Raw genomic sequence first — 19,710 nt, 5'->3', positions numbered from 1 at the left:
CCGCGGCGGACGCCGGATCGGCGGTCGGCGGATCAGCGGTCGCGGTTGAAGCGCGTGGTGATCCACAGCAGCAGGAGCAGCGCACCGAAGGCGCCGAAACCGGTGAGGTAGGGGTTGAGGCTGTCGTGGTTGCCGCCGTGCTCGGCGGCGCCCTCGGCGAGCGAGACCAGGTTGGCGGCGGTGCTGTGGAGGCTCATCGTCAGCAGGACCTATCGATCGGGAAGGGGAGCGGAGACTTCGGGCACATCGTATGCGGGCGGTCCGGACACTCTCACGCCGACTCAGGCGTTGGCGTCGTCGTCGGTGTCGGCAGGTCGGTCGTGCCACTCCACGATCCACGGCGCCTGACTTATCCACAGGCTCCGGCACACGGTGGCGCCACCACCTAGGCTGGGTCCGTCAGGGGGACGAGCACCGACTCGTACGAACAGGGGGCATCCATGACCGAGAACCACCAGGGGAACGTGCCGAGCAGGCAGCGAAAGCGGTTCCCCGGCATCTCCTCGCGGGCCTACGAACATCCGGCCGACCGCTCCGCGCTGGTCGCGCTGCGGAAGCTCAGCGGCTTCGACACGGCCTTCAAGGCACTCAGTGGACTTCTTCCCGAGCGCAGCCTGAGACTGCTTTTCCTCTCCGACTCCGTCCGGGTGAGCGACGCGCAGTTCAGTCAGCTCAACGACATGCTGAGGGACGCCTGTTACATCCTGGACCTGGAGAAGGTCCCGTCGATGTACGTCACGCAGGACCCCAAGCCCAACGCGATGTGCATCGGCATGGACGAGCCGGTCATCGTGGTCACCACCGGCCTGGTGGAGCTGCTCGACGAGGAGGAGATGCGAGCGGTCATCGGCCACGAGGTGGGGCACGCGCTCTCCGGCCATGCCGTGTACCGCACGATCCTCCTGTTCCTCACCAGCCTCGCGCTCAAGATCGCCTGGGTGCCGCTGGGGACCGTGGCGATCACGGCCATCGTGACGGCGCTGCGCGAGTGGTTCCGCAAGTCGGAGCTCTCCGCCGACCGGGCCGGCCTCCTCGTCGGACAGGACGTGCAGGCCTCGATGCGCGGCCTGATGAAGATCGCCGGCGGAAACCACCTCCACGAGATGAACGTGGACGCGTTCCTCGCCCAGGCCGACGAGTACGAGAAGGCCGGCGACCTGCGGGACTCCGTCCTGAAGATCCTCAACGTGCTGCCGCGCTCGCACCCCTTCACCACCGTCCGGGCGGCCGAGCTGAAGAAGTGGTCGGAGAGCCGCGACCACCAGCGGATCATGGACGGTCACTACCCCCGGCGCTCCGAGGACAAGGACACCTCGGTCACGGACTCCTTCCGCGAGTCGGCGGGCCACTACGCCGAGACGGTGCGGACCAGCAAGGATCCGCTGATGAAGCTGGTCGGGGACATAGCCGGTGGTGCCGGTGACCTCGCGGGCGACCTGGGCGGACGGCTGCGCAACCGCTTCAACGGTCAGGGGGGTGGGCAGAGCAGCGCTCAGGCCACCAAGGAGACCGACGGCAAGCCCGGGAGCGGGGCCGCGGACGGCGAGACCCGGGACGGTCAGAGCGAGGGCTGAGCGCTCGGCGCCAGCGCACCGCACAGGGACGGGGCCGCGGGCCTGGCCGTGGCGTACGGGTCGGTGACCGCCGGCCCGCCCGCCTCCGGGGCCCGCGCCCCGGCCAGGAGCGGCTTCAGGCCGCCGGTGGAGCCGGGACCGCACGCCTGCGGTCCGGCCTCCACCGTGCTGACCAACAGCTCGGCCCTGTGCATGCGCAGGTCCTCGCGGTCGAAGCGGAAGTGCACGACACGGTGGACCGTGAACAGCGAGGCCGCGGCGACCGGTCCCGGGCCGGCGGCGGCCGGGCGCAGGGCATAGGTGAACGTGTGGTCGGCGGTGACGTCGATGGTGTCCGGGCCGGACTCCGCGAACCGGAGCGTGCCCTGCACGCGGGTGGCGGGGTCGGCGAGGACCGCCTGGCGCGGGTCGAAGCGGACGAGCCAGGCGGCGAGGGCGTGCCGTCCGTCGTCGGCCGGTGACTCGACGCTCCGGTCGAACTGCTCCAGCTGGTCCGGGTCGAGCAGCAGCCGGACGGGGCGCACGGTCGTCCCGGAGAGGGTGTCGGGCTCCAGGGAGGAGGCGACGAGGTAGTCCTTGGCGATGCTGAGCGCGGTGACGACCTGGCTCTCGGCGAAGTGGGAGGTCCGTCCGACGACGGGCAGGTTGATCCCGGCGGCTCCCGTGCGGTACTCGGCGGCCGGGCTGTGGGCGAAGAGCTGCTCCGGCTGACCGCCCGGGACGGTGCCCTGCGGGGCGAGCGGGACCACGGTGGTCCGCAGGGGTTCGGCCCGCTGGTCGACGGGGGGCAGGTACGGGTTGCGGACGCCCAGATAGATGGCGGTGCCGAAGGCGAGGAGGATCAGCAGGACCAGGAGGACGGCCTGGCGGGAGCCGGTTCTGCCCTGCTTGGCGGCCCGGGACCGGACGGCCTGGGCGTACTCCCCCATCCGCTCCTGCGCGGAGAACTCCTGGAGACGGGCAGCACGGACGAACGCCTCGTCGAAGACGACGGATCGGTATTCGTCCTCACCACCGCCGGGGAGACCGTCGGGTGTCCCCTCAGGCGGGTCGCCACGCCCTGCCATACCTTCAGGGTAGGTCCGCGGAGGCTTCGGTAAACGCCGAGGTGCACGCCAACTTCGGACGGGTGCCGCCGTCAGGGTGTACGGGGGACGACGGAGAGCCGCGGTGGGCCGTACTCGGCGGACGTCGGCTGGGTCGCCGGGACCGCCGCGGGGACTGCCGGCGGGACCGTCACCGGCACCGGGGATCCATGGGCGGCGGGCGGTGCCGGGGCCGGGTTCGGGGTGTCGACGCCGGTGGTGGCCGGCGGCGGGCTCTGGTCCTGGCGGTTGGCGACGGCGCCGCGGTAGACGGCGCTGAAGGCGAGGGCGACCATGCCGATGCCCATGACGAGGGCCAGGACCCAGGCGACGGGCCGGTGCCAGCGGGCGCGGCCTCGGTAGGGGCGCAGGGCGCCGCCGTGGCGGCCGTAGGGGCTCGCGTCGTCCCCGATGTCGTCGGGCTCGTAGGTGAGGCCGACGGGGTCGCAGCCGTCCTCGTAGGGGTCGTCGTCGGCGGATCCGCGGCCGGCGCGGGCCCGGGCGGACTCGGCCTCGGCGCGGGCCTGGGCGGCGGCGAGGAGGCGCTCGACGGCGCTCGGCTCGTGCACCGTGGCGGCCCGTACGAAGGCCTCGTCGAAGACCACGGTGGCGTAGTCCTCGGAGGCGCCTCCGCGGTCGACAGAGTCCTCAGGGTCTCCGCCGTCCGGAAACGGCGTGCCCCCCACGTCGTCCGGCACGGATTCAGAGTAGACCCGGGAGGTGGTTTTGGGCAGGGAGAGTGCGAACCCTCCCCGCCCGTACCGAAAGGAGCCGGTTATCGAACGTGACCGTCGCCGGTGACGATGTACTTCGTCGAGGTCATCTCGGTAAGCCCCATGGGGCCCCGGGCGTGGAGCTTCTGCGTGGAGATGCCGATCTCCGCGCCGAAACCGAACTGCCCGCCGTCCGTGAACCGCGTGGAGGCGTTCACGGCCACCGTGGTGGAGTCGACCAGCTGGGTGAAACGGCGCGCCGCGGCCTGCGAGGTGGTGACGATCGCCTCGGTGTGGCCGGAGGACCACGTGCGGATGTGCTCCACGGCCTTGTCCAGGGAGTCGACGACGGCGGCGGCGATGTCGTAGGAGAGGTACTCGGTCTCCCAGTCCTCGGGCGTGGCCGGTACGACGGTGGCCTTGGAGGCCGGGGCGTGGGCGAGGACCCGCTCGTCGGCGTGGACGGTGACACCGGCCTCGGCGAGGGCGTCGAGGGCCCGGGGCAGGAAGGCCTCGGCGATGTCCTGGTGGACGAGGAGGGTCTCGGCGGAGTTGCAGACGCTGGGCCGCTGGGCCTTGGAGTTGATCAGGATGTCGACGGCCATGTCGAGGTCGGCGGCGGCGTCCACGTAGACGTGGCAGTTTCCGGTGCCGGTCTCGATGACCGGGACGGTGGACTCCTCGACGACGGTGCGGATCAGGGAGGCGCCGCCGCGCGGGATGAGCACGTCGACGAGGCCGCGGGCGCGCATCAGCTCGCGGACCGATTCGCGGGACTCGCCGGGGACGAGCTGGATGGCGTCGGCGGGCAGGCCGGCGCCGCCGACGGCGTCGCGCAGGACCTTCACCAGGGCGGTGTTGGAGGCGTACGCGGAGGAGGAGCCGCGGAGCAGGACGGCGTTGCCGGACTTGAGGCAGAGGGCGGCGGCGTCGACGGTGACGTTGGGCCGGGCCTCGTAGATGATGCCGACGACGCCGAGCGGGACGCGGACCTGGCGGAGGTCAATGCCGTTGGGGAGGGTCGAGCCGCGGACGACCTCGCCGACGGGGTCGGGCAGCGCGGCGACGTGACGGACGTCGGCGGCGATGGCCCGGACGCGCTCCGGGGTGAGGGTGAGCCGGTCGATGATGCCCTCGTCGGTGCCGACCTCGCGGGCCCTGGCGATGTCCTCGGCGTTGGCTTCGACGATCTCGGCGGTGCGGACTTCGAGGGCGTCGGCGATCGCCAGCAGGGCGTCGTCCTTGGCCGCGCGCGGGAGTGGCGCGATTTCGGCGGCGGCGCCACGGGCCCGGTAGGCGGCCCGGGTGACCGGGGAGAGGTTGTCGAGGGGCGTGAGCGAGGTCATGCCCGCAGGGTACTGGCACCCCTGCGGACATCTGTCACGTATCCCGCACTCCGAGACACCCGCCGGTCACCGGCAGGCGCCTCGGTCGCCGGGACGCCCCTCAGTAGGGGTGGACGCCGACCGGGGCCGCCGGTGGCGGGCCGTAGCCCTCGGCGATCCGCTGGTGATAGGTCTCGCGGTCGATGACCTCGAGGCCGACGATCTCCCAGGGCGGCAGCTTGGCGGTCTGCCGGTGCTCGCCCCACAGGCGCAGGGCGACGGCCGCGGCGTCGTGCAGGTCGCGGGCCTCCTCCCAGTACCGGATCTCGGCGTGGTCGTTGGCATAGCGGCTGGTCAGCAGGAACGGGTGGTCGTGGGCCAGCTGTTCCAGCCCGCGCCGCACCTCCTTCAGCGGTGACTCCGCCCCGGACACGCTGAGGGTGATGTGCCAGAGTTTGGACACGGGCCGCTCCTCGGCGCGCGATTCCCGTGTCTCGGTGGTGGTCTCGGTCTTTCTGTCCGTGGACCTGTCCCGTGCCTCGTCGAAGTCGGCTCCGGCCTCGACACTGGTCAGGGCGCGTTCAGCAGTCCCGCGGGGCAGTGCCCCAGGGCGCGCTCGTCTCACCGGCGGCCTCCTGTGTGATGCGTGTGGTGCTGTACCCCGCCTTGCTCTTACCCCCGAGACAAAGTTGACCAGCCCGAGGCGGCACATGGGGCGGTTTTGGTAAACGTCCCTTCCGGATGGCCGTACTTTCAGCCGTCTTTCAGCCGATTCAGCGGATGCGGCCGATTCAGCGGATGCAGTGGATGCAGTGGATGCAGCCGAATTCAGCCGATTCAGCGGATGACGACCAGGTCGTCGCGGTGGACGACCTCGCGCTCGTACTCGGGGCCGATTTCCCGGGCGAGTTCGGGCGTGGACCGGCCGAGCATCTGGGGGATCTCCTTGGCGTCGAAGTTGACGAGGCCGCGGGCGACGGCCCGTCCCGCCGTGTCGCGGAGTTCGACGGGGTCACCGGCGACGAAGTCGCCCTCGACGCCCGCGATACCGGCCGCGAGCAGGGACTTCTTACCTTCGACGACGGCGCGTACGGCTCCGTCGTCGAGGGTCAGGGAGCCCTGCGGGGTGGAGGCGTGGGCGAGCCAGAGGAGCCGGTCGGCGGAGCGGCGGCCGGTGGGGTGGAAGTAGGTGCCGGTGTCACGGCCCGTGAGGGCGTCGGCGGCGCGGCTCGCGGAGGTGAGGACCACGGGGGTGCCGGCGGCGGCGGCGATCCGGGCCGCCTCGACCTTGGTGACCATGCCGCCGGTGCCGACGCCCGCCTTGCCCGCCGCGCCGATCTCGACATGGGCGATGTCCTGGGGGCCGGTGACCTGGGCGATCCTCGACGTGCCGGGCTTGGCCGGGTCGCCGTCGTACAGCCCGTCGACGTCGGAGAGCAGGACGAGCAGGTCCGCGCGGACGAGGTGGGCGACAAGGGCGGCGAGCCGGTCGTTGTCGCCGAAGCGGATCTCGTCCGTGGCGACGGTGTCGTTCTCGTTGACGACGGGCAGCGCGCCCATGGCGAGGAGCTGGTCGAGCGTCCGGTAGGCGTTGCGGTAGTGGGCGCGGCGGCTGGTGTCGTCCGTGGTGAGGAGGACCTGGCCGACGCGGACGCCGTAGCGGGCGAAGGAGGCGGTGTAGCGGGCGACGAGGAGGCCCTGGCCGACGCTGGCGGCGGCCTGCTGGCGGGCGAGGCCCTTGGGGCGCCGGGTGAGGCCGAGCGGGGCGAGACCTGCCGCGATGGCGCCGGAGGAGACGAGGACGATCTCTTTCTCGCCGCCGCTGCGGACCTTCGCGAGGACATCCACGAGGGCGTCGACGCGGTCGGCGTCGAGGCCTCCGGAAGCGGTGGTGAGCGAGGAGGAGCCGACCTTGACGACGATCCTGCGGGCCTCCGTCACGTACTGCCTTGCCACGTCCGTCTGTCCCGTCACCTGCGTCGTCACCTGCGTCGTCCTCACTCGGCTGTCCCCCGCGCCGCGCGTGTGCCCCGCCGCGGCTGCCAGGCAATCTACGCGAGCCGTGACGACTGCCGCTCGTCCATTCCGTTCTCTGGACCGGACTCCGCCGGGGCGTCCGGGTCCTCCGGAGCGTCCTGGGGCTTGCGGGGAACCAGGATCCGCTGGGAGATCAGATAGGTGAACGGGATCGCGACGACGGCGGCGGCGAGGGGCGCGATCCTGTCGTCCATGCCGGCCCAGGTGACCAGCGCGTACAGGCCGACGCTCTGCACCAGGTAGTTGGTGACGTTGGTGAGGGGGAAGAGGGCGAACTTCTTCCAGGTCGGCCGGGTGCGGTAGGTGAAGTGGGTGTTGAGGAAGAAGGAGCCGACCATGCTGAGGAGGAAGGCGAGGGAGTACGCGGCGAAGTACGGCATCCACGGGTGGAGCAGCAGGTAACACCCGAAGAACGTGCCGGTGTTGACGCCGCCGACCAGCGCGAACCGGACGATCTCCGCCAGCCGCGCCCGTCGCGCCCCGCTTACGCCGGCCGCCATCAGCGCTCCCGTTCGGTGGCCACGACGCGGATGCGCTCGGCGGCGGCGTGCTCGGCCGCTCCGCGCCCGAAGGAGCGGTGGGTCTCCTTCACGAGGAAGTGCGGCCGCCGCTTCGTCTCGTAGTAGATGCGGCCGATGTACTCGCCGATCAGCCCCAGCATCACCATCTGCACGCCCCCGAGCCCCACGATGATCGCGACGAGGGTGACGTATCCGGGGGCGGTGACGCCCTGAGTAATCGCCGCGACGGTCACCCAGACCGCGTACAGGGCGGCGAGGCCGCTGAGCATCATGCCCAGCCAGAGCGCGATGCGCAGCGGGCGGTTGTTGAAGGAGATCAGCCCGTCCATGCCGTAGTTGAGCAGGGAGCCGAACTTCCACTTCGTCTCACCGCCCTCGCGTGCGGCGTTCTGGTAGTCGAAGGTGACGGTGTCGAAGCCGATCCAGGAGAACAGTCCCTTGGAGAAGCGGTTGTACTCGGGCAGCGACAGCAGGGCGTCGACGGCGGGGCGGGACAGCAGGCGGAAGTCCCCGACGCCGTCGGTGAGTTCCACGTCGACCCAGCGGTTGACGGCCCGGTAGTAGACGCGGCTGAGCACCGAGCGGACCTTCTTGTCGCCCTCGCGGGTCCGCCGCGCCATGACCTGGTCGTGGCCCTGGTGGAAGAGGTCCAGCATGCGCGCGAGGAGCTCGGGCGGGTGCTGGAGATCGGCGTCCATGATCACCACGGCGTCACCGGTGGACTTGCGCAGGCCAGCGAGCATGGCGGCCTCCTTGCCGAAGTTGCGGCTGAAGGAGGCGTACTGGGTGCGGTGCGGGTGCCGGGCGGCGATCGCGCGCAGCTTGCCGAGGGTCCCGTCGGAGCTGCCGTCGTCCACGTAACAGATCTCGTAGCCGACCGGGAGGCCGTCGAGCACCTGGCGCATGCGCGCGTCGAAGCGCTCGACGACGTCCTCTTCGTTGTAGCAGGGAACGACGACGGAAAGCCTGGTCATGAACGGTCACTCCCGAGGGATGAGCGAAAGAACGTCCTGAGGGACCGCCACCGAACTCGCCTTTTCGAGCAGCGCGGCCACGGTACGGCGCGGTGGTGTCCGGCTCGCGTCGCCCGAGTGACCGCCCCTGGTCGGCATGTCGTCCACGCAGCAAAGCATGCGGGGCAGATATTAATATACGTGACATTTGCACCCTTTTGTCACTCATCCGGGCCACGCCGTGGGACGGCATGCCACGGATCTCGGGCCCCTGGAGCGATGACCGGTGAGCAGGACGACCATGCCGGACGGCGACGAGCGCGGTGAGGTACGGATGCCCGACGACGGAAGCGGCCCCGCCGACTCCGGAAGCGGTCTCCGGCGGGCGGTGTCCGGGATCGGCTCGGTCGTCTCCGTCGCGGCCGGAGCACTCCTCTCGGTCGGGGCCTTCCTCGGGCTCTACGTGCGCCCCACATCGGACGACTGGTGCGCCCTGTGGAAGGCCCGCGACATGGGCGTCCTCGGGATCACCGCCGACTTCTACCGCACCCAGAACGGGCGCGTCACGAACGCCTTCCTCACCGGCCTGATCTACGCCGACGACATGCGGGGGCCGAAACTGCTGCCCGCCGTCCTGGTGGTCACGCTCGGCGCGGGCCTCTTCCTCCTCGGCCGTGCGGCGCTGCGCGCCCTGCGCCTGCCCCCGCCGCCGCCCGTCCTGCTCGCCGCGGCGGCGGCGCTCCTCTCGGCGCTGCTGTTCTTCGCCGGTACCCGCTCGTACCAGGTGCTGCTCTGGGCGCCGGCGACCATCTCCCACACCCTGCCGAGCGTGATCGGCCTGTGGGCGGTGCTCGTCGCCGTCCGGGCCGCGCGCGGCGGCCACCGGTGGGCCCGGACCGCGGCGGTGGTCTCGGCGTTCCCGACCGGCCTGGCGCTCGGCATGCTCAGCGAACCCTTCGCCATGACGGCCGGGCTGTTCGCGGCCGCCGCCGCTTTCCTCTGCCTGCCCCGGCTCGGCTGGACGAGGGACCGGTACGTGCCGACCTGGTGCGCCTCCGCGTGTCTCGGGCTCGCCGTCGGGCTCGTCCTGCTGATCACATCACCCGGCGCGCGGTGGCGGCGCGCCCAGCATCCGGCGGAGCCGCTGTCGGCCTCGCTGGTGGGAGAAACGTTCCATGACTGGTGGCGCGTGGTGGAGACGATCGCCGGCCAGGGGGCGTACGCGGGCGCGGCCGCCATCGGCGCGCTTCTGGGTCTCGGACTGGGCCTGACCCGCGCCTCGGAGGGCCACGCCCTGGGCCACCCGGCGGGCCGTGCCTCGGCCGCCTCCCTCCGGCTCCCCCCCTTCCGGCTCCCCCCGCGCAGGCTGTTCCTGACCGCCGTGCTCCTGCCGCTGCCGCTGACCGCCCTCGCCGCCCTCGCCGTCACCTACGGGCTGCGCACCGGTTACGGAGACACGGGCTGGACCTACGGGCGGACCTGGACGAGCTTCCTGTTGCCGCTGCTGCTCACCCTCTGCGCGTACGGAACGTGGGGCGGGTACCGGCTGGGGCTCCTGCTCCGGACCAGCCGCCGGCCCGCCGCCCGCGCCGCGGTACTGGTCGCGGTGGGCGCGATCGCCGTCGGGAGCACGGCCGCCCTGGTGCGGCCGGTGTACGAGCTGACCACGAGCACGGTGGTACGCGCCCACACCTGGGACCGGCAGAACGCGCGGATCCGGGCGGAGGTCGCGGCGGGCGCCCGCGAGGTCGCGTACCGGCCCCTCCTCATCGGCGGGCTCACCGAGCCGCTGTTCGCCTCCACGTACGAGCGGGACTGGGCGGCGCGGTGCGCGGCCACGTACTACGGCGTGGACCGGATCCACCGGCCCTGACCGCGCCCTCCCTCCCCCGCTCCCGGGGGACGCCACCCTTCCGGGACGCGCGAGGCCCCCGTGACACGACGGAGTGGGGCGCCCCGGGCCGAACCCGGGACACCCCACTCCGTCGAAGAAAGCTCCGGCGTCAGCCGTCCGTACGGGACGCCCGGTTCGCGCCCCAGCCCTCCCAGGCGGAGCTGATCATGGCGCGGACGTCGTGCTGTGCCTTCCAGCTCAGCTCCGACTCGATGCGCTCCGCCGAAGCGACCACGCGGGCCGGGTCGCCCGGACGGCGCGGGGTGACCAGCGGCTCGACGCTGTGACCCGTGATCTCGTTGATCAGGTTCACCATCTCGCGCACCGACACGCCCTCGCCGCGCCCGATGTTCAGGGTCAGCGTGGCCGTCTCGCCGGCCTCGCTCGCCGCGACGAGCGCGCGGGCCGCGGCCAGGTGGGCGTCGGCGATGTCGGCGACGTGGATGTAGTCGCGGATGCAGGTGCCGTCCGGCGTCGGGTAGTCGTCACCGAAGATGTGCGGGGACTCGCCGGCGTCGAGGCGCTCGAAGACCATCGGCACCAGGTTGAAGACACCGGTGTCGGCGAGCTCCGGGGCGGCCGCACCCGCCACGTTGAAGTACCGCAGGCTGGCCGTGGACAGGCCGTGCGCCTTGCCGGCGGCGCGGGCCATCCACTCGCCGACGAGCTTGGTCTCGCCGTACGGGCTGAGGGGCAGGCACTCGGTGTCCTCGGTGACGAGGTCCACGTCGGGCATGCCGTAGACGGAGGCGGAGGAGGAGAAGAGGAAGCTCTTCACGCCCGCGGCAACCGCCGCTTCGAGGATGACCTGCAGGCCCGTCACGTTCTCGTGGTAGTAGAACAGCGGCTTCTCGACGGACTCGCCGACCTGCTTCTTGCCGGCCAGGTGGACGATGCCCGTGATCCGGTGCTCGCGGAGCACCCGGTCCAGGAACGCGCGGTCCAGGACCGTGCCCTGCTCCAGGGCGACGCCCTCGGGGATGCGCGCGGGCTTGCCGGTGCTGAGGTCGTCGACCACGACGACGTGCTCGCCGCCCTCGGTCATTGCTTTGACGACGTGGGAACCGATGTAACCGGCGCCGCCGGTGATGAGCCAGGTCATTCCGACAGTGTAGTCACAGCCCCGAGGACCCCCGGCGGGGTCGAGTACGGGCCCCGCCCTCGCCTCCCGTACACGCCGAAGCCCCGCCCGGACGATGTCCGGACGGGGCTCTAGCGTGCGGGGGAGGCGGTTCTCAGCGCTCGATCTCCGCGAACGCCGCGTCCCACTGGTCGAGCACGTGCGGCAGCGCCAGGTGCGCGACGTGCTCACGCCCGGCCCTGCCGTACCGCTGCCGCAGCTCGGCGTCGTCCATCAGCTCACCGAACGCGGCGGCGAGCCCGGGCACGTCGGCCGGCGGCACCAGGGTGCCGGTGACGCCGTCCGCGACGAGCTCCCGGACACCGCCCGAGACGTCGAAGCTCACACACGGCACGCCGCACGCGGCCGCCTCGGCCAGCGCCATCGGGCGGCCCTCGCGCTCACTGCTGATCGCGACCACGGACAGCTCGCGGTAGGCAGCCGCCATGTCCTTGGCCGTACCGCGGAAGACGACCTGGTCGGCGACGCCGAGGTCCTCGGCCTTCATCCGCAGCTCGCCCTCCAGGGGGCCGTCGCCGAAGAGGTGCAGCTCCCAGCCCTCACGGCCCTTGTGGGCCTCCGCGAACGCCTCGATCATCCGGTCGTACCGCTTGATCGGGTCGAGCCGGCCGACCGCGCCGATCCTGCGGGTGTCGAGCGGGGCGAGCTCGTCCGGGTAGAACGGCAGCGGGTTCGGCATGACGCGCACGTTCGGCACGCGCTGGTTGACGAACTCGACCGCGTCGCCCTCGGAGAGGACCAGGGTCTGCTCCAGCGCCGGGTAGTGACGCCGGATCAGCCCCAGGTTGGCGCTGCGCCTGGCCTGCGCGAACGACTCGTGGTACTGCCCGATGCCCTTGAGGTGACGCCACTCCAGCGGCATGACCCAGTCCACCGCCCACGGCGAACCGAAGACGATGAAGCCGTCCTCGACCGACGACAGCTTCCGCTGCATCTCGGCCCGCGCCCGCTCGCGCTCGACCCGCGCCCGGCGGGCGTCGGCACGCCGCGCCAGGCTGAGCCGGTCGCCGACCGTCCGGACCGGCGGCTTGGGCTCCGTGGCCGGCGGGTAGAGCGTCGTGTGCTTGTACGTACGCGTGGCGTTGTACGGGAAGGGCTCGGCGCTCGGGCGGATACCGATCAGCTCGACGCGGTGACCCCGCTCGCCCATGCCCTGGGCGAGGGTGTGCAGCACCCGCTGGGATCCGCCCATCGAGTCGACGTCGATACCGACGAAGAACACGTTGCGGACAGGGGAGGCCTCAGTCATGGGTGCCGCCTTCGAAAAAAGCGTCGACCACCAGCTTGCTCGCGTGGCCGGTCTCGTACGAGCAGAACATTTCCTGGAAGCGCGCGTAGCGCTGTGCGTGCAGCTCCTGGACGCCCTCCAGGTCTCGCACGGCGGCGGCGAGGTCCTCGGTGGTCGTCAGCATCGGCCCGGGCGCGATGTCCACGAGGTCGTAGTACGTGCCCCGGTCACCGCCCTTGTACTCCTCGTAGTCGTCCGTGTAGAGCAGGATCGGACGACCGGTGTTCGCGTAGTCGAACATCAGCGACGAGTAGTCCGTGAGGACCGCGTCCGAGAGCAGCATCAGGTCGTTGACGTCGGCGAAGCCGGAGCCGTCGCGGAGGAAGTGACCGAGCTCGGGAGCGATCTTGAACCGGTCGTACGGGTGGGTGCGCACGACGACGACCCACTCGTCGGACAGGTACGGGGCCAGCGCCTCGAAGTCCACGCGGATCGACTGGCCGGTGCGGCGGGCCGCGTCACGGAAGGTCGGGGCGTAGAGCAGGACCTTGCGGTCGGCCGGGATGCCCAGCTTCTTGCGGGTGGCGTCCGCCCTGGCCTGCTGCTCCGGCTCGGCCCAGCGCACGAGCACGTCGTTGCGCGGGTAGCCGGAGCGGATCAGGTCGGCCCCGACCTCGAAGGCCGGGACGAAGGTCCGCTCGAACTCGGCGCTCGGGCAGACGAGCGCGTCCCAGCGGCCGACGGCGGAGCGGAAGCGCCCCTTCTCCATCTCGGAGGCGCCGCGCAGCCCGGGGGTGTCGAAGCCCATCGCCTTGAAGGTCTGGCCGTGCCAGGTCTGGAGGTACCGGGTGCCCTTCGGCTTCGGGTACAGGTACGGCAGGTTGTGCGAGTCGACCCAGTACGCGGCCCGGGCCAGCGCGCGGCCGTAGGCGAAGCTGCCGCGCCGGACGAGCGTGACGTCGTCGGGGAAGGAGGAGCGGTCCCCGGAGTACGCCCAGACCACGTCGATCGGGAGGTTCCGGCGCTTGAGCTCCTCGTAGATGTAACGGGGGCTGTCCGCGTAACCGCGGCCCTCGATCGCCTCGAAGACGGCCAGGCTGCGCTTGCGCGGGAGCTTGGAGACCGCGTCGTAGGCGGTCGCCTTGCCCTCGTTGCCCACGAGGATCTTCCGGACCTTGCCGACCTTGGCCTTCGTCTTGCGGGCGTAGGGGCCGAGCGGTTCGAGGGACTTCAGCACTCCGGAGCGCTGCCAGGTCACCTCGAGGCGCCCCGCGCCCTTCTGCTCCGCCTGGACGCTCAGGTGGTGGAGGCCGAACTTGTGGTACGTGACGGTGGCGCGGAACTCGGGCTGGTCGTGCCGGGCCAGCAGCATGTCCGTACGCCGGGCGCCGTCGGCCACCAGGGCGACCACCGGGTGACGACGGGTCGCCACGCCGGCCTTGCCGACCGGGACCTTGCCCAGGTCCACCGCGGCCTTGGAGACGTACTGTCCGTCGCCGTCCGCGACGAGCGTGATCGGCACCGAGAGCGCCGTCTTGTGGGCGGCCAGCTTGACCGAGGCCTGGACGTCCTCGGTGATGAGGCCGAGCGGATCGTACGTGCGGATCTCCAGGTGCATGACCGGGCCGCGCATCGACACGGAGGTCAGCTCGTGACGCAGCCGCGCGCTGCCGAGGGACTGGTCACGCATGTGCCACTCGCTGAGGTCCAGCTCGCTGCGGCTCGCGTCGTCCGTCGGGGCGACGGCGCCCCAGTAGAGGGTCCCGTCCACCTCGGTCACGGCGCGGGGCGCGAGCTGCGGCCGGCCGAACTGGCGGGCGGCCGTCGCGAGCTCCTCGAGTCGGCCGGTACGCAGCAGGTGGATGCAGACGCGCTCCTCGCGCGAGAGCCGCGCGTAGGTCTCGTCGGAGATCTCGTCGAGGTACGGGTTGACGGCCTCGGCGAACTCCGCGACCCAGTCGGGGTCACGGAACGGCAGGTCGCCCAGGTACAGGCGGAAGTCGTGGCGGAGGAACTTGTAGTCCTTCTCCGCGCGGAGCTCCCCGTGGCCCTGCTCCTCGAACCAGGCGTCGATCAGCCGTGCCACGCCGATGCGGTCGCGGACGTTCTGGATCTTGTGGCGGCTGGAGGAGATGGAGACGCTCTCCGGCGCGAGACGCCAGGTGTAGATCGACCACGGGACGACGGCGAAGGTCTCCGCGAGCGTGTACGCCTGCGCGGAGAACAGCTGGTCCTCGTAGTGGATGCCCTCGGGGAAGGTGAGCGCGTTGTCCCGGATGAAGGCGGTGCGGTAGAGCTTGTTCGTCGAGAGGTGGTCGAAGAAGTACTCGGGCCGCTCGGCGATGCCCTGCACGACCCGGCGCTCGGTGAAGAGGTGCGGGTACCAGAGGCCGGTGGTGTTCGTCTCCTCGAAGAGCCGGGTCACCTCACCGGTCACGAAGTCGACGCCGGTCTCCTCGGCGACGAGCAGCAGGCTCTTGCAGGCGTGGCGGGGCAGCTCGTCGTCGCTGTCGAGGAACATGACGAACGGCGCGCGCGCGACCTCGATGCCGCGGTTTCGCGGGGCGCTGCAGCCGCCGCTGTTCTGCTCCAGGCGCACGTACCGCACGCGCGGGTCGGAGGCCTCCAGTGCACGCGCGACGCGCTCGGTGCCATCGGTCGAACAGTCGTCGGCGATGATCACTTCGAGGTTGTTCAGGGTCTGGTCGAGCAGTGACCGAACCGCTCGGGGGAGCCGTTCCTCATCGTTGTAGACGATGACGACGACGCTCACATCGGGGACGTCGCTAGTCGGCATCCAAGTCCTCTCACACGTGCATGCGGCGACGTCCGGTGCGTGTCCCGGTCTGCCACGGAGCTGCCTGCGCCACGATCATGGCGCGCTTCTGTTGTTCGTGATGGGGAGCGCGCTCGCAGTCGTGCGCTGAAACGCCCCCCGGCGACGGGCAAGACTACCCGGCAGGCAGAATTGTTCCATAACTCATCTCCGGCACATCGGGTGATGTTCACCGCATCGCCAGGAGTCTCCTGATCCGGCCCGACACGACCTGGCGGGCGCCGACCGTGCCGCCCGCGAGCCGCAGGATCAGGCCTCGGCGCGCCGAGGCCACGACCTGGACGAGCAGGACCCGGCCCAGCCCGCCGAGGACCATGCCGCGCCTGCCGGCGAAGCCGTCGGGGGCCCTGACCTCGGCGGTTCCGGTCGAGCCGTCGGCGTAACGCAGCTCGGCGAGGAGCGACCAGGACGCGAGCCGGCGCGGGCGGAGCAGCTTCGTGGTGGGGACCCGCACGGTGGCGGTCCAGCCCTCGCCGGCGGGGAGGAGCGGGGCCTCGGCGGAGAACGTGTCGCCCGAGACGCGTTCGGTGAAGTCGGCCCGGACGGACACGGGGCGCAGCGCGCCGACCCGCCCGTACAGCTCGTGCACGGTGAGGGTCACCCGGGTGGACGCGCCGACGGAGGCGACACCGTCCACGGCGATCGGCAGGTCGGCCGGGGCCAGCTCGTCGAGACCGTCCAGCGGTACGTCGCCGGGGGCGGCGGCCAGCACCGGGGAGCCGTCCTCGGCGCGGGGGTACGGGGGGACGAGCCTGGGCCGGGGGGCGGCGAGCTCGACGAACCGGGTCAGTTCCCGCCCCTCGGGCACGGCGACGAGGGCCGTGAGCCCGGCGTGCAGCCAGCGGGAGGGGGCCGCGGCGGCGGCGACCGCGGCGGCGTCGAAACCGGCCAGGTGGGTGCGGGTGACCGTCCACCAGTCGGCGCGGTAGGCGGCGGTCCGCTGCGGCAGCTCGCGCAGGTACATGGGGAGGTCGTAGTCGAGGAACTTCGTCTGCGCGGCGACGGCGAGCGCGGGCTTCCCCGCCGTACGGAACACCTCGACGACGGCGCTGTGCGCGGCGATCCGGTGCTCCCAGTTCGCCAGGGAGGCGCGGCGCAGCGAGATCGACAGGGTCGACGCCCGGCGCCGCACGTGCCAGACGTACACGGGTACGTCGGTGACGGCGAGCCGGGGGGCGGCGGCCTGGACGCGGGCGCTGAAGACGAAGTCCTCGTAGTGGAAGGCGCCGTCGGGGAAGCGGATCGCGTGCTTGTCGAGGAAGTCACGGCGGTACAGCTTGTTCACGGAGAGGGTGTCGAGGACGAACTCGGGGTGCCCCTCGACCCCTTCGAGGACGGTGCCCGGGAGGGTGGCGCCCTGGGAGACGTCGTACAGCGAGGGCGCCCAGACGGTCTCGCGGCCCTCGGGGAGCTCGCGCCGCACGCAGACGCCGGCGACGACGTCCGCGCGCCGCTCGGTCGCCACGGCGAGGAGTCCGTCGACGGCGCCGGGCATCAGCAGGTCGTCGCTGTCGAGGAACAGGACGTAGGGGTGGACGGCGGCGGAGACGCCGTCGTTACGGGGGGTGCCGCAGCCGCCGCTGTTGTCCGCGCGGATCAGCGGCCGTACCCGCGGCTCGTCGGCGAACCCGGCGAGCACGTCGGGGGTGGTGTCCCCGGAGGCGTCGTCGACGACGACGACCTCACCGACGGCCTCGCCCTGCGCGAGGGCCGAACGGATCGCGTCGCCGACGTGCTCGGCGTCGTTGTACGCGATGACGACGACACTGACACGTGCGGTGTCCTGCGGCTGGGGGGTCTCACTCACCCGAGAATCCTACGGGAGCCCCGCATCCGCCCCGGGACAGCGAGGAGGGCCGCCGAACGAATCGACGACCCTCCTCCGAGGTCCTGCTGCGCCGGACTCCGTCCGGCGGACCGGCACAGCCGCCCGGTCCCGCTAGAACGGGTCGAACTCGTCGTACTCCCGCTGCGCGTCGTCCCGCTGCGCGTCGCGGTCGCGGCGGCGCTGCGCCGCGGGGCGTGGGGCCTCCAGGCGGTGGTCCTCGCCGCGGCGGCCGAGCATCTCGGCGCCCGCCATCATCGAGGGCTCCCAGTCGAAGACGACCGCGTTGTCCTCGGTGCCGATGGCGACGCCGTCGCCCGCGCGGGCACCGGCCTTCATCAGCTTGTCCTCGACGCCGAGGCGGTTGAGACGGTCGGCCAGGTAGCCCACGGCCTCGTCGTTGTTGAAGTCGGTCTGGCGGACCCAGCGCTCGGGCTTGTCGCCGCGCACCCGGTAGACGTCCTCGACCTCGTCGTACGTGACGGTGAAGCCCGCGTCGTCGACGGCCTTCGGGGTGATGACGATCCGGGTCGCCTCCTCCTTCGGCTTGGCCGCACGCGCTTCCGCGACGATGCCGGCGAGCGCGAAGGAGAGCTCCTTCAGACCCGTACGGGCCACGGCGGAGGCCTCGTACACCTGGTAGCCGCGGGCCTCCAGGTCCGGGCGGATCATGTCCGCGAGGTCCTGGCCGTCCGGGATGTCGATCTTGTTGAGGACGACGATGCGGGGCCGGTCCTCGAGACCGCCGTACTGCCGGAGCTCCTCCTCGATGATGTCGAGGTCGGAGATCGGGTCACGGTCGGACTCCAGCGTCGCCGTGTCCAGGACGTGCACGAGGACCGAGCAGCGCTCCACGTGGCGCAGGAACTCCAGGCCCAGGCCGCGGCCCTGGCTCGCGCCCGGGATCAGGCCCGGCACGTCGGCGATCGTGTAGACGGTCGAGCCGGCCGTGACCACGCCGAGGTTCGGGACGAGCGTCGTGAAGGGGTAGTCGGCGATCTTCGGCTTGGCGGCCGAGAGAACGGAGATGAGCGAGGACTTGCCCGCGCTCGGGTAGCCGACGAGCGCCACGTCCGCGACGGTCTTGAGCTCCAGGACGATGTCCCGCGACTCGCCGGGCTCGCCGAGGAGGGCGAAGCCGGGGGCCTTGCGGCGGGCGGAGGCCAGCGCGGCGTTGCCGAGGCCGCCGCGGCCGCCCTGGCCCGCGACGAAGGTGGTGCCCTCGCCGACGAGGTCGGCCAGGACGTTGCCCTGCTTGTCGAGGACCACGGTGCCGTCGGGAACGGTCAGGACGAGGTCCTGGCCCTCCTTGCCGGAGCGGTTGTCGCCGGCGCCGGGCTGGCCGTTGGTGGCCTTGCGGTGCGGCGAGTGGTGGTACTCGAGCAGCGTGGTGACGGACTGGTCGACGACCAGGGTCACGTCGCCGCCGCGGCCGCCGTTGCCGCCGTCGGGTCCGCCGAGGGGCTTGAACTTCTCCCGGTGAACGGAGGCGCAGCCGTGGCCTCCGTTACCCGCGGCGACGTGCAGCTCGACGCGGTCCACGAAGGTGGTCATGGTGGTGCCTCCATTTGGGGATCCCCCCAGCCGAAGGTGGGGGAAGTACGGAATGTCTATCTAGTAACACGCGAAAGGCGGACCCGCTTCCCGTACGGGAAGTGAGGTCCGCCTCCGCAAAGATCCGATCAGGCGACCGGAACGATGTTCACGACCTTGCGGCCACGGTGGGTGCCGAACTGCACCGAGCCGGGCAGCAGGGCGAACAGCGTGTCGTCGCCGCCACGGCCGACGCCCGCGCCGGGGTGGAAGTGCGTGCCGCGCTGGCGAACGAGGATCTCACCAGCGGAAACGACCTGACCGCCGAAGCGCTTCACGCCGAGCCGCTGGGCATTGGAATCGCGCCCGTTCCGGGTGGACGATGCGCCCTTCTTGTGTGCCATGTCTCAGTCCCTCTTACTTCGCAGCCGCAGGGATACCGGTGACCTTGATCGCCGTGTACTGCTGGCGGTGACCCTGGCGACGGCGGTAGCCGGTCTTGTTCTTGTAGCGCAGGATGTCGATCTTGGCGCCCTTGTGGTGGTCCACGACCTCGGCCGTGACCTTGATGCCGGCCAGGACCCACGGGTCGCTGGTCACGGCGTCGCCGTCGACAACGAGCAGGGTCGAGAGCTCGACCGTGTCGCCAACCTTGGCAGTGGAAATCTTGTCAACCTCAACGATGTCGCCGACAGCAACCTTGTGCTGGCGACCACCGCTGCGCACGATGGCGTACACGCGGATCTCTCTCTCACTCGGGATCGAAAACCTCTGAAGCCAGCCGCCCACACGGGCCCGAGGGCCTGCGGCGTTCCGGAATCGGACGAGCGGCCTCTCCCGACGAGCGGGAGGGAGTTGCTCAGAGGTGCGACGCGTCCAGTCAGACACGCCGACGGTCTAGGTTACGGGCGGTGGCCACAGAGGGTCAAATTCGCCCGAGCGGGTGCGGGGCGGGCCCGAGGGGCGGCCCCCCCCCCGGGGGGGGGGGCGGGGGGGGTGTCGTTTAAACAACAGAAGCGGGCGCCCACAAAAACAGGTTTTATAA

General features: G+C 71.4%; 17 protein-coding genes. 2 read left to right on the top strand and 15 right to left on the bottom strand.

The genetic code is table 11. From position 1 onward, the window contains the following. Positions 1 to 32: 32 nt before the first annotated feature. Positions 33 to 197 carry a hypothetical protein gene (locus tag ACWFR1_RS04755; protein WP_024756716.1) on the bottom strand — a complete coding sequence of 55 codons (165 nt, stop codon included), beginning with the start codon at positions 195 to 197 and terminating at the stop codon, positions 33 to 35. A 243-nt stretch (positions 198 to 440) separates the two neighbouring features. Here ACWFR1_RS04755 and ACWFR1_RS04750 point away from each other — a divergent pair, with 243 nt between their 5' ends. After that, positions 441 to 1,574, top strand: coding sequence for a M48 family metallopeptidase (locus tag ACWFR1_RS04750; RefSeq protein WP_453546460.1), 1,134 nt, complete (start codon positions 441 to 443; stop codon positions 1,572 to 1,574). Here ACWFR1_RS04750 and ACWFR1_RS04745 read toward each other — a convergent pair. From ACWFR1_RS04745 to ACWFR1_RS04715, 7 genes are all read right to left on the bottom strand, one after another. Further along, positions 1,559 to 2,641, bottom strand: coding sequence for an SCO2583 family membrane protein (locus tag ACWFR1_RS04745; protein WP_453546458.1), 1,083 nt, complete (start codon positions 2,639 to 2,641; stop codon positions 1,559 to 1,561). The two genes, ACWFR1_RS04750 and ACWFR1_RS04745, sit on opposite strands and share 16 nt — an antisense overlap. A 71-nt stretch (positions 2,642 to 2,712) precedes the next feature. Further along, positions 2,713 to 3,357 carry an SCO2584 family spore wall biosynthesis protein gene (locus tag ACWFR1_RS04740; protein ID WP_453546456.1) on the bottom strand — a complete coding sequence of 215 codons (645 nt, stop codon included), beginning with the start codon at positions 3,355 to 3,357 and terminating at the stop codon, positions 2,713 to 2,715. Between the two features lie 77 nt (positions 3,358 to 3,434). Beyond that, the gene (locus ACWFR1_RS04735; RefSeq protein WP_453546454.1) at positions 3,435 to 4,718 is read right to left on the bottom strand and encodes a glutamate-5-semialdehyde dehydrogenase; all 1,284 of its coding nucleotides are present in this window, start codon (positions 4,716 to 4,718) and stop codon (positions 3,435 to 3,437) included. 100 nt (positions 4,719 to 4,818) lie between these two features. Continuing rightward, positions 4,819 to 5,322, bottom strand: coding sequence for a hypothetical protein (locus ACWFR1_RS04730; protein WP_453546452.1), 504 nt, complete (start codon positions 5,320 to 5,322; stop codon positions 4,819 to 4,821). A gap of 212 nt (positions 5,323 to 5,534) precedes the next feature. Continuing rightward, positions 5,535 to 6,638 (bottom strand): glutamate 5-kinase, encoded by a 1,104-nt coding sequence (gene proB / locus ACWFR1_RS04725; protein ID WP_453546578.1) that lies wholly within the window; start codon positions 6,636 to 6,638, stop codon positions 5,535 to 5,537. 110 nt (positions 6,639 to 6,748) lie between these two features. Next, positions 6,749 to 7,234 (bottom strand): GtrA family protein, encoded by a 486-nt coding sequence (locus tag ACWFR1_RS04720; RefSeq protein ID WP_453546450.1) that lies wholly within the window; start codon positions 7,232 to 7,234, stop codon positions 6,749 to 6,751. Further along, complete coding sequence (locus tag ACWFR1_RS04715) at positions 7,234 to 8,229, bottom strand: glycosyltransferase family 2 protein (protein ID WP_453546448.1); 996 nt, start codon at positions 8,227 to 8,229, stop codon at positions 7,234 to 7,236. The genes ACWFR1_RS04720 and ACWFR1_RS04715 overlap by 1 nt, the downstream gene beginning before the upstream one ends. A gap of 265 nt (positions 8,230 to 8,494) precedes the next feature. Here ACWFR1_RS04715 and ACWFR1_RS04710 point away from each other — a divergent pair, with 265 nt between their 5' ends. Continuing rightward, positions 8,495 to 10,081: a DUF6056 family protein gene (locus ACWFR1_RS04710; protein WP_453546445.1), complete on the top strand. Its 1,587-nt coding sequence runs from the start codon at positions 8,495 to 8,497 to the stop codon at positions 10,079 to 10,081. Positions 10,082 to 10,211: 130 nt separating this feature from the next. Here the strand turns inward: ACWFR1_RS04710 and galE are convergent, their stop codons facing one another. From galE to rplU, 7 genes are all read right to left on the bottom strand, one after another. After that, entirely contained in the window at positions 10,212 to 11,204 is a 993-nt protein-coding gene (gene galE, locus ACWFR1_RS04705) for a UDP-glucose 4-epimerase GalE (protein ID WP_453546443.1), read from the bottom strand. Positions 11,205 to 11,337: 133 nt separating this feature from the next. Beyond that, a complete protein-coding gene (locus tag ACWFR1_RS04700; RefSeq protein WP_453546441.1) occupies positions 11,338 to 12,492 on the bottom strand; it encodes a glycosyltransferase in 1,155 nt (384 codons plus the stop codon). Next, complete coding sequence (locus tag ACWFR1_RS04695) at positions 12,485 to 15,268, bottom strand: bifunctional glycosyltransferase/CDP-glycerol:glycerophosphate glycerophosphotransferase (RefSeq protein ID WP_453546439.1); 2,784 nt, start codon at positions 15,266 to 15,268, stop codon at positions 12,485 to 12,487. Before ACWFR1_RS04695 ends, ACWFR1_RS04700 begins: the two co-directional genes overlap by 8 nt. A gap of 208 nt (positions 15,269 to 15,476) precedes the next feature. Continuing rightward, positions 15,477 to 17,114, bottom strand: coding sequence for a glycosyltransferase (locus ACWFR1_RS04690; protein WP_453546436.1), 1,638 nt, complete (start codon positions 17,112 to 17,114; stop codon positions 15,477 to 15,479). Positions 17,115 to 17,246: 132 nt separating this feature from the next. Continuing rightward, the gene (gene obgE / locus ACWFR1_RS04685) at positions 17,247 to 18,686 is read right to left on the bottom strand and encodes a GTPase ObgE (RefSeq protein ID WP_453546433.1); all 1,440 of its coding nucleotides are present in this window, start codon (positions 18,684 to 18,686) and stop codon (positions 17,247 to 17,249) included. Positions 18,687 to 18,814: 128 nt separating this feature from the next. Then, on the bottom strand, positions 18,815 to 19,069 hold the full coding sequence (rpmA, locus tag ACWFR1_RS04680; RefSeq protein ID WP_024756701.1) for a 50S ribosomal protein L27: 255 nt from the start codon (positions 19,067 to 19,069) through the stop codon (positions 18,815 to 18,817). A 13-nt stretch (positions 19,070 to 19,082) separates the two neighbouring features. Then, the gene (gene rplU / locus ACWFR1_RS04675; RefSeq protein WP_015033583.1) at positions 19,083 to 19,403 is read right to left on the bottom strand and encodes a 50S ribosomal protein L21; all 321 of its coding nucleotides are present in this window, start codon (positions 19,401 to 19,403) and stop codon (positions 19,083 to 19,085) included. Positions 19,404 to 19,710 lie beyond the last annotated feature (307 nt).

It is taken from the genome of Streptomyces sp. NPDC055103 (assembly GCF_053607625.1).
This window is presented reverse-complemented; position numbering and strand designations above follow the sequence as displayed.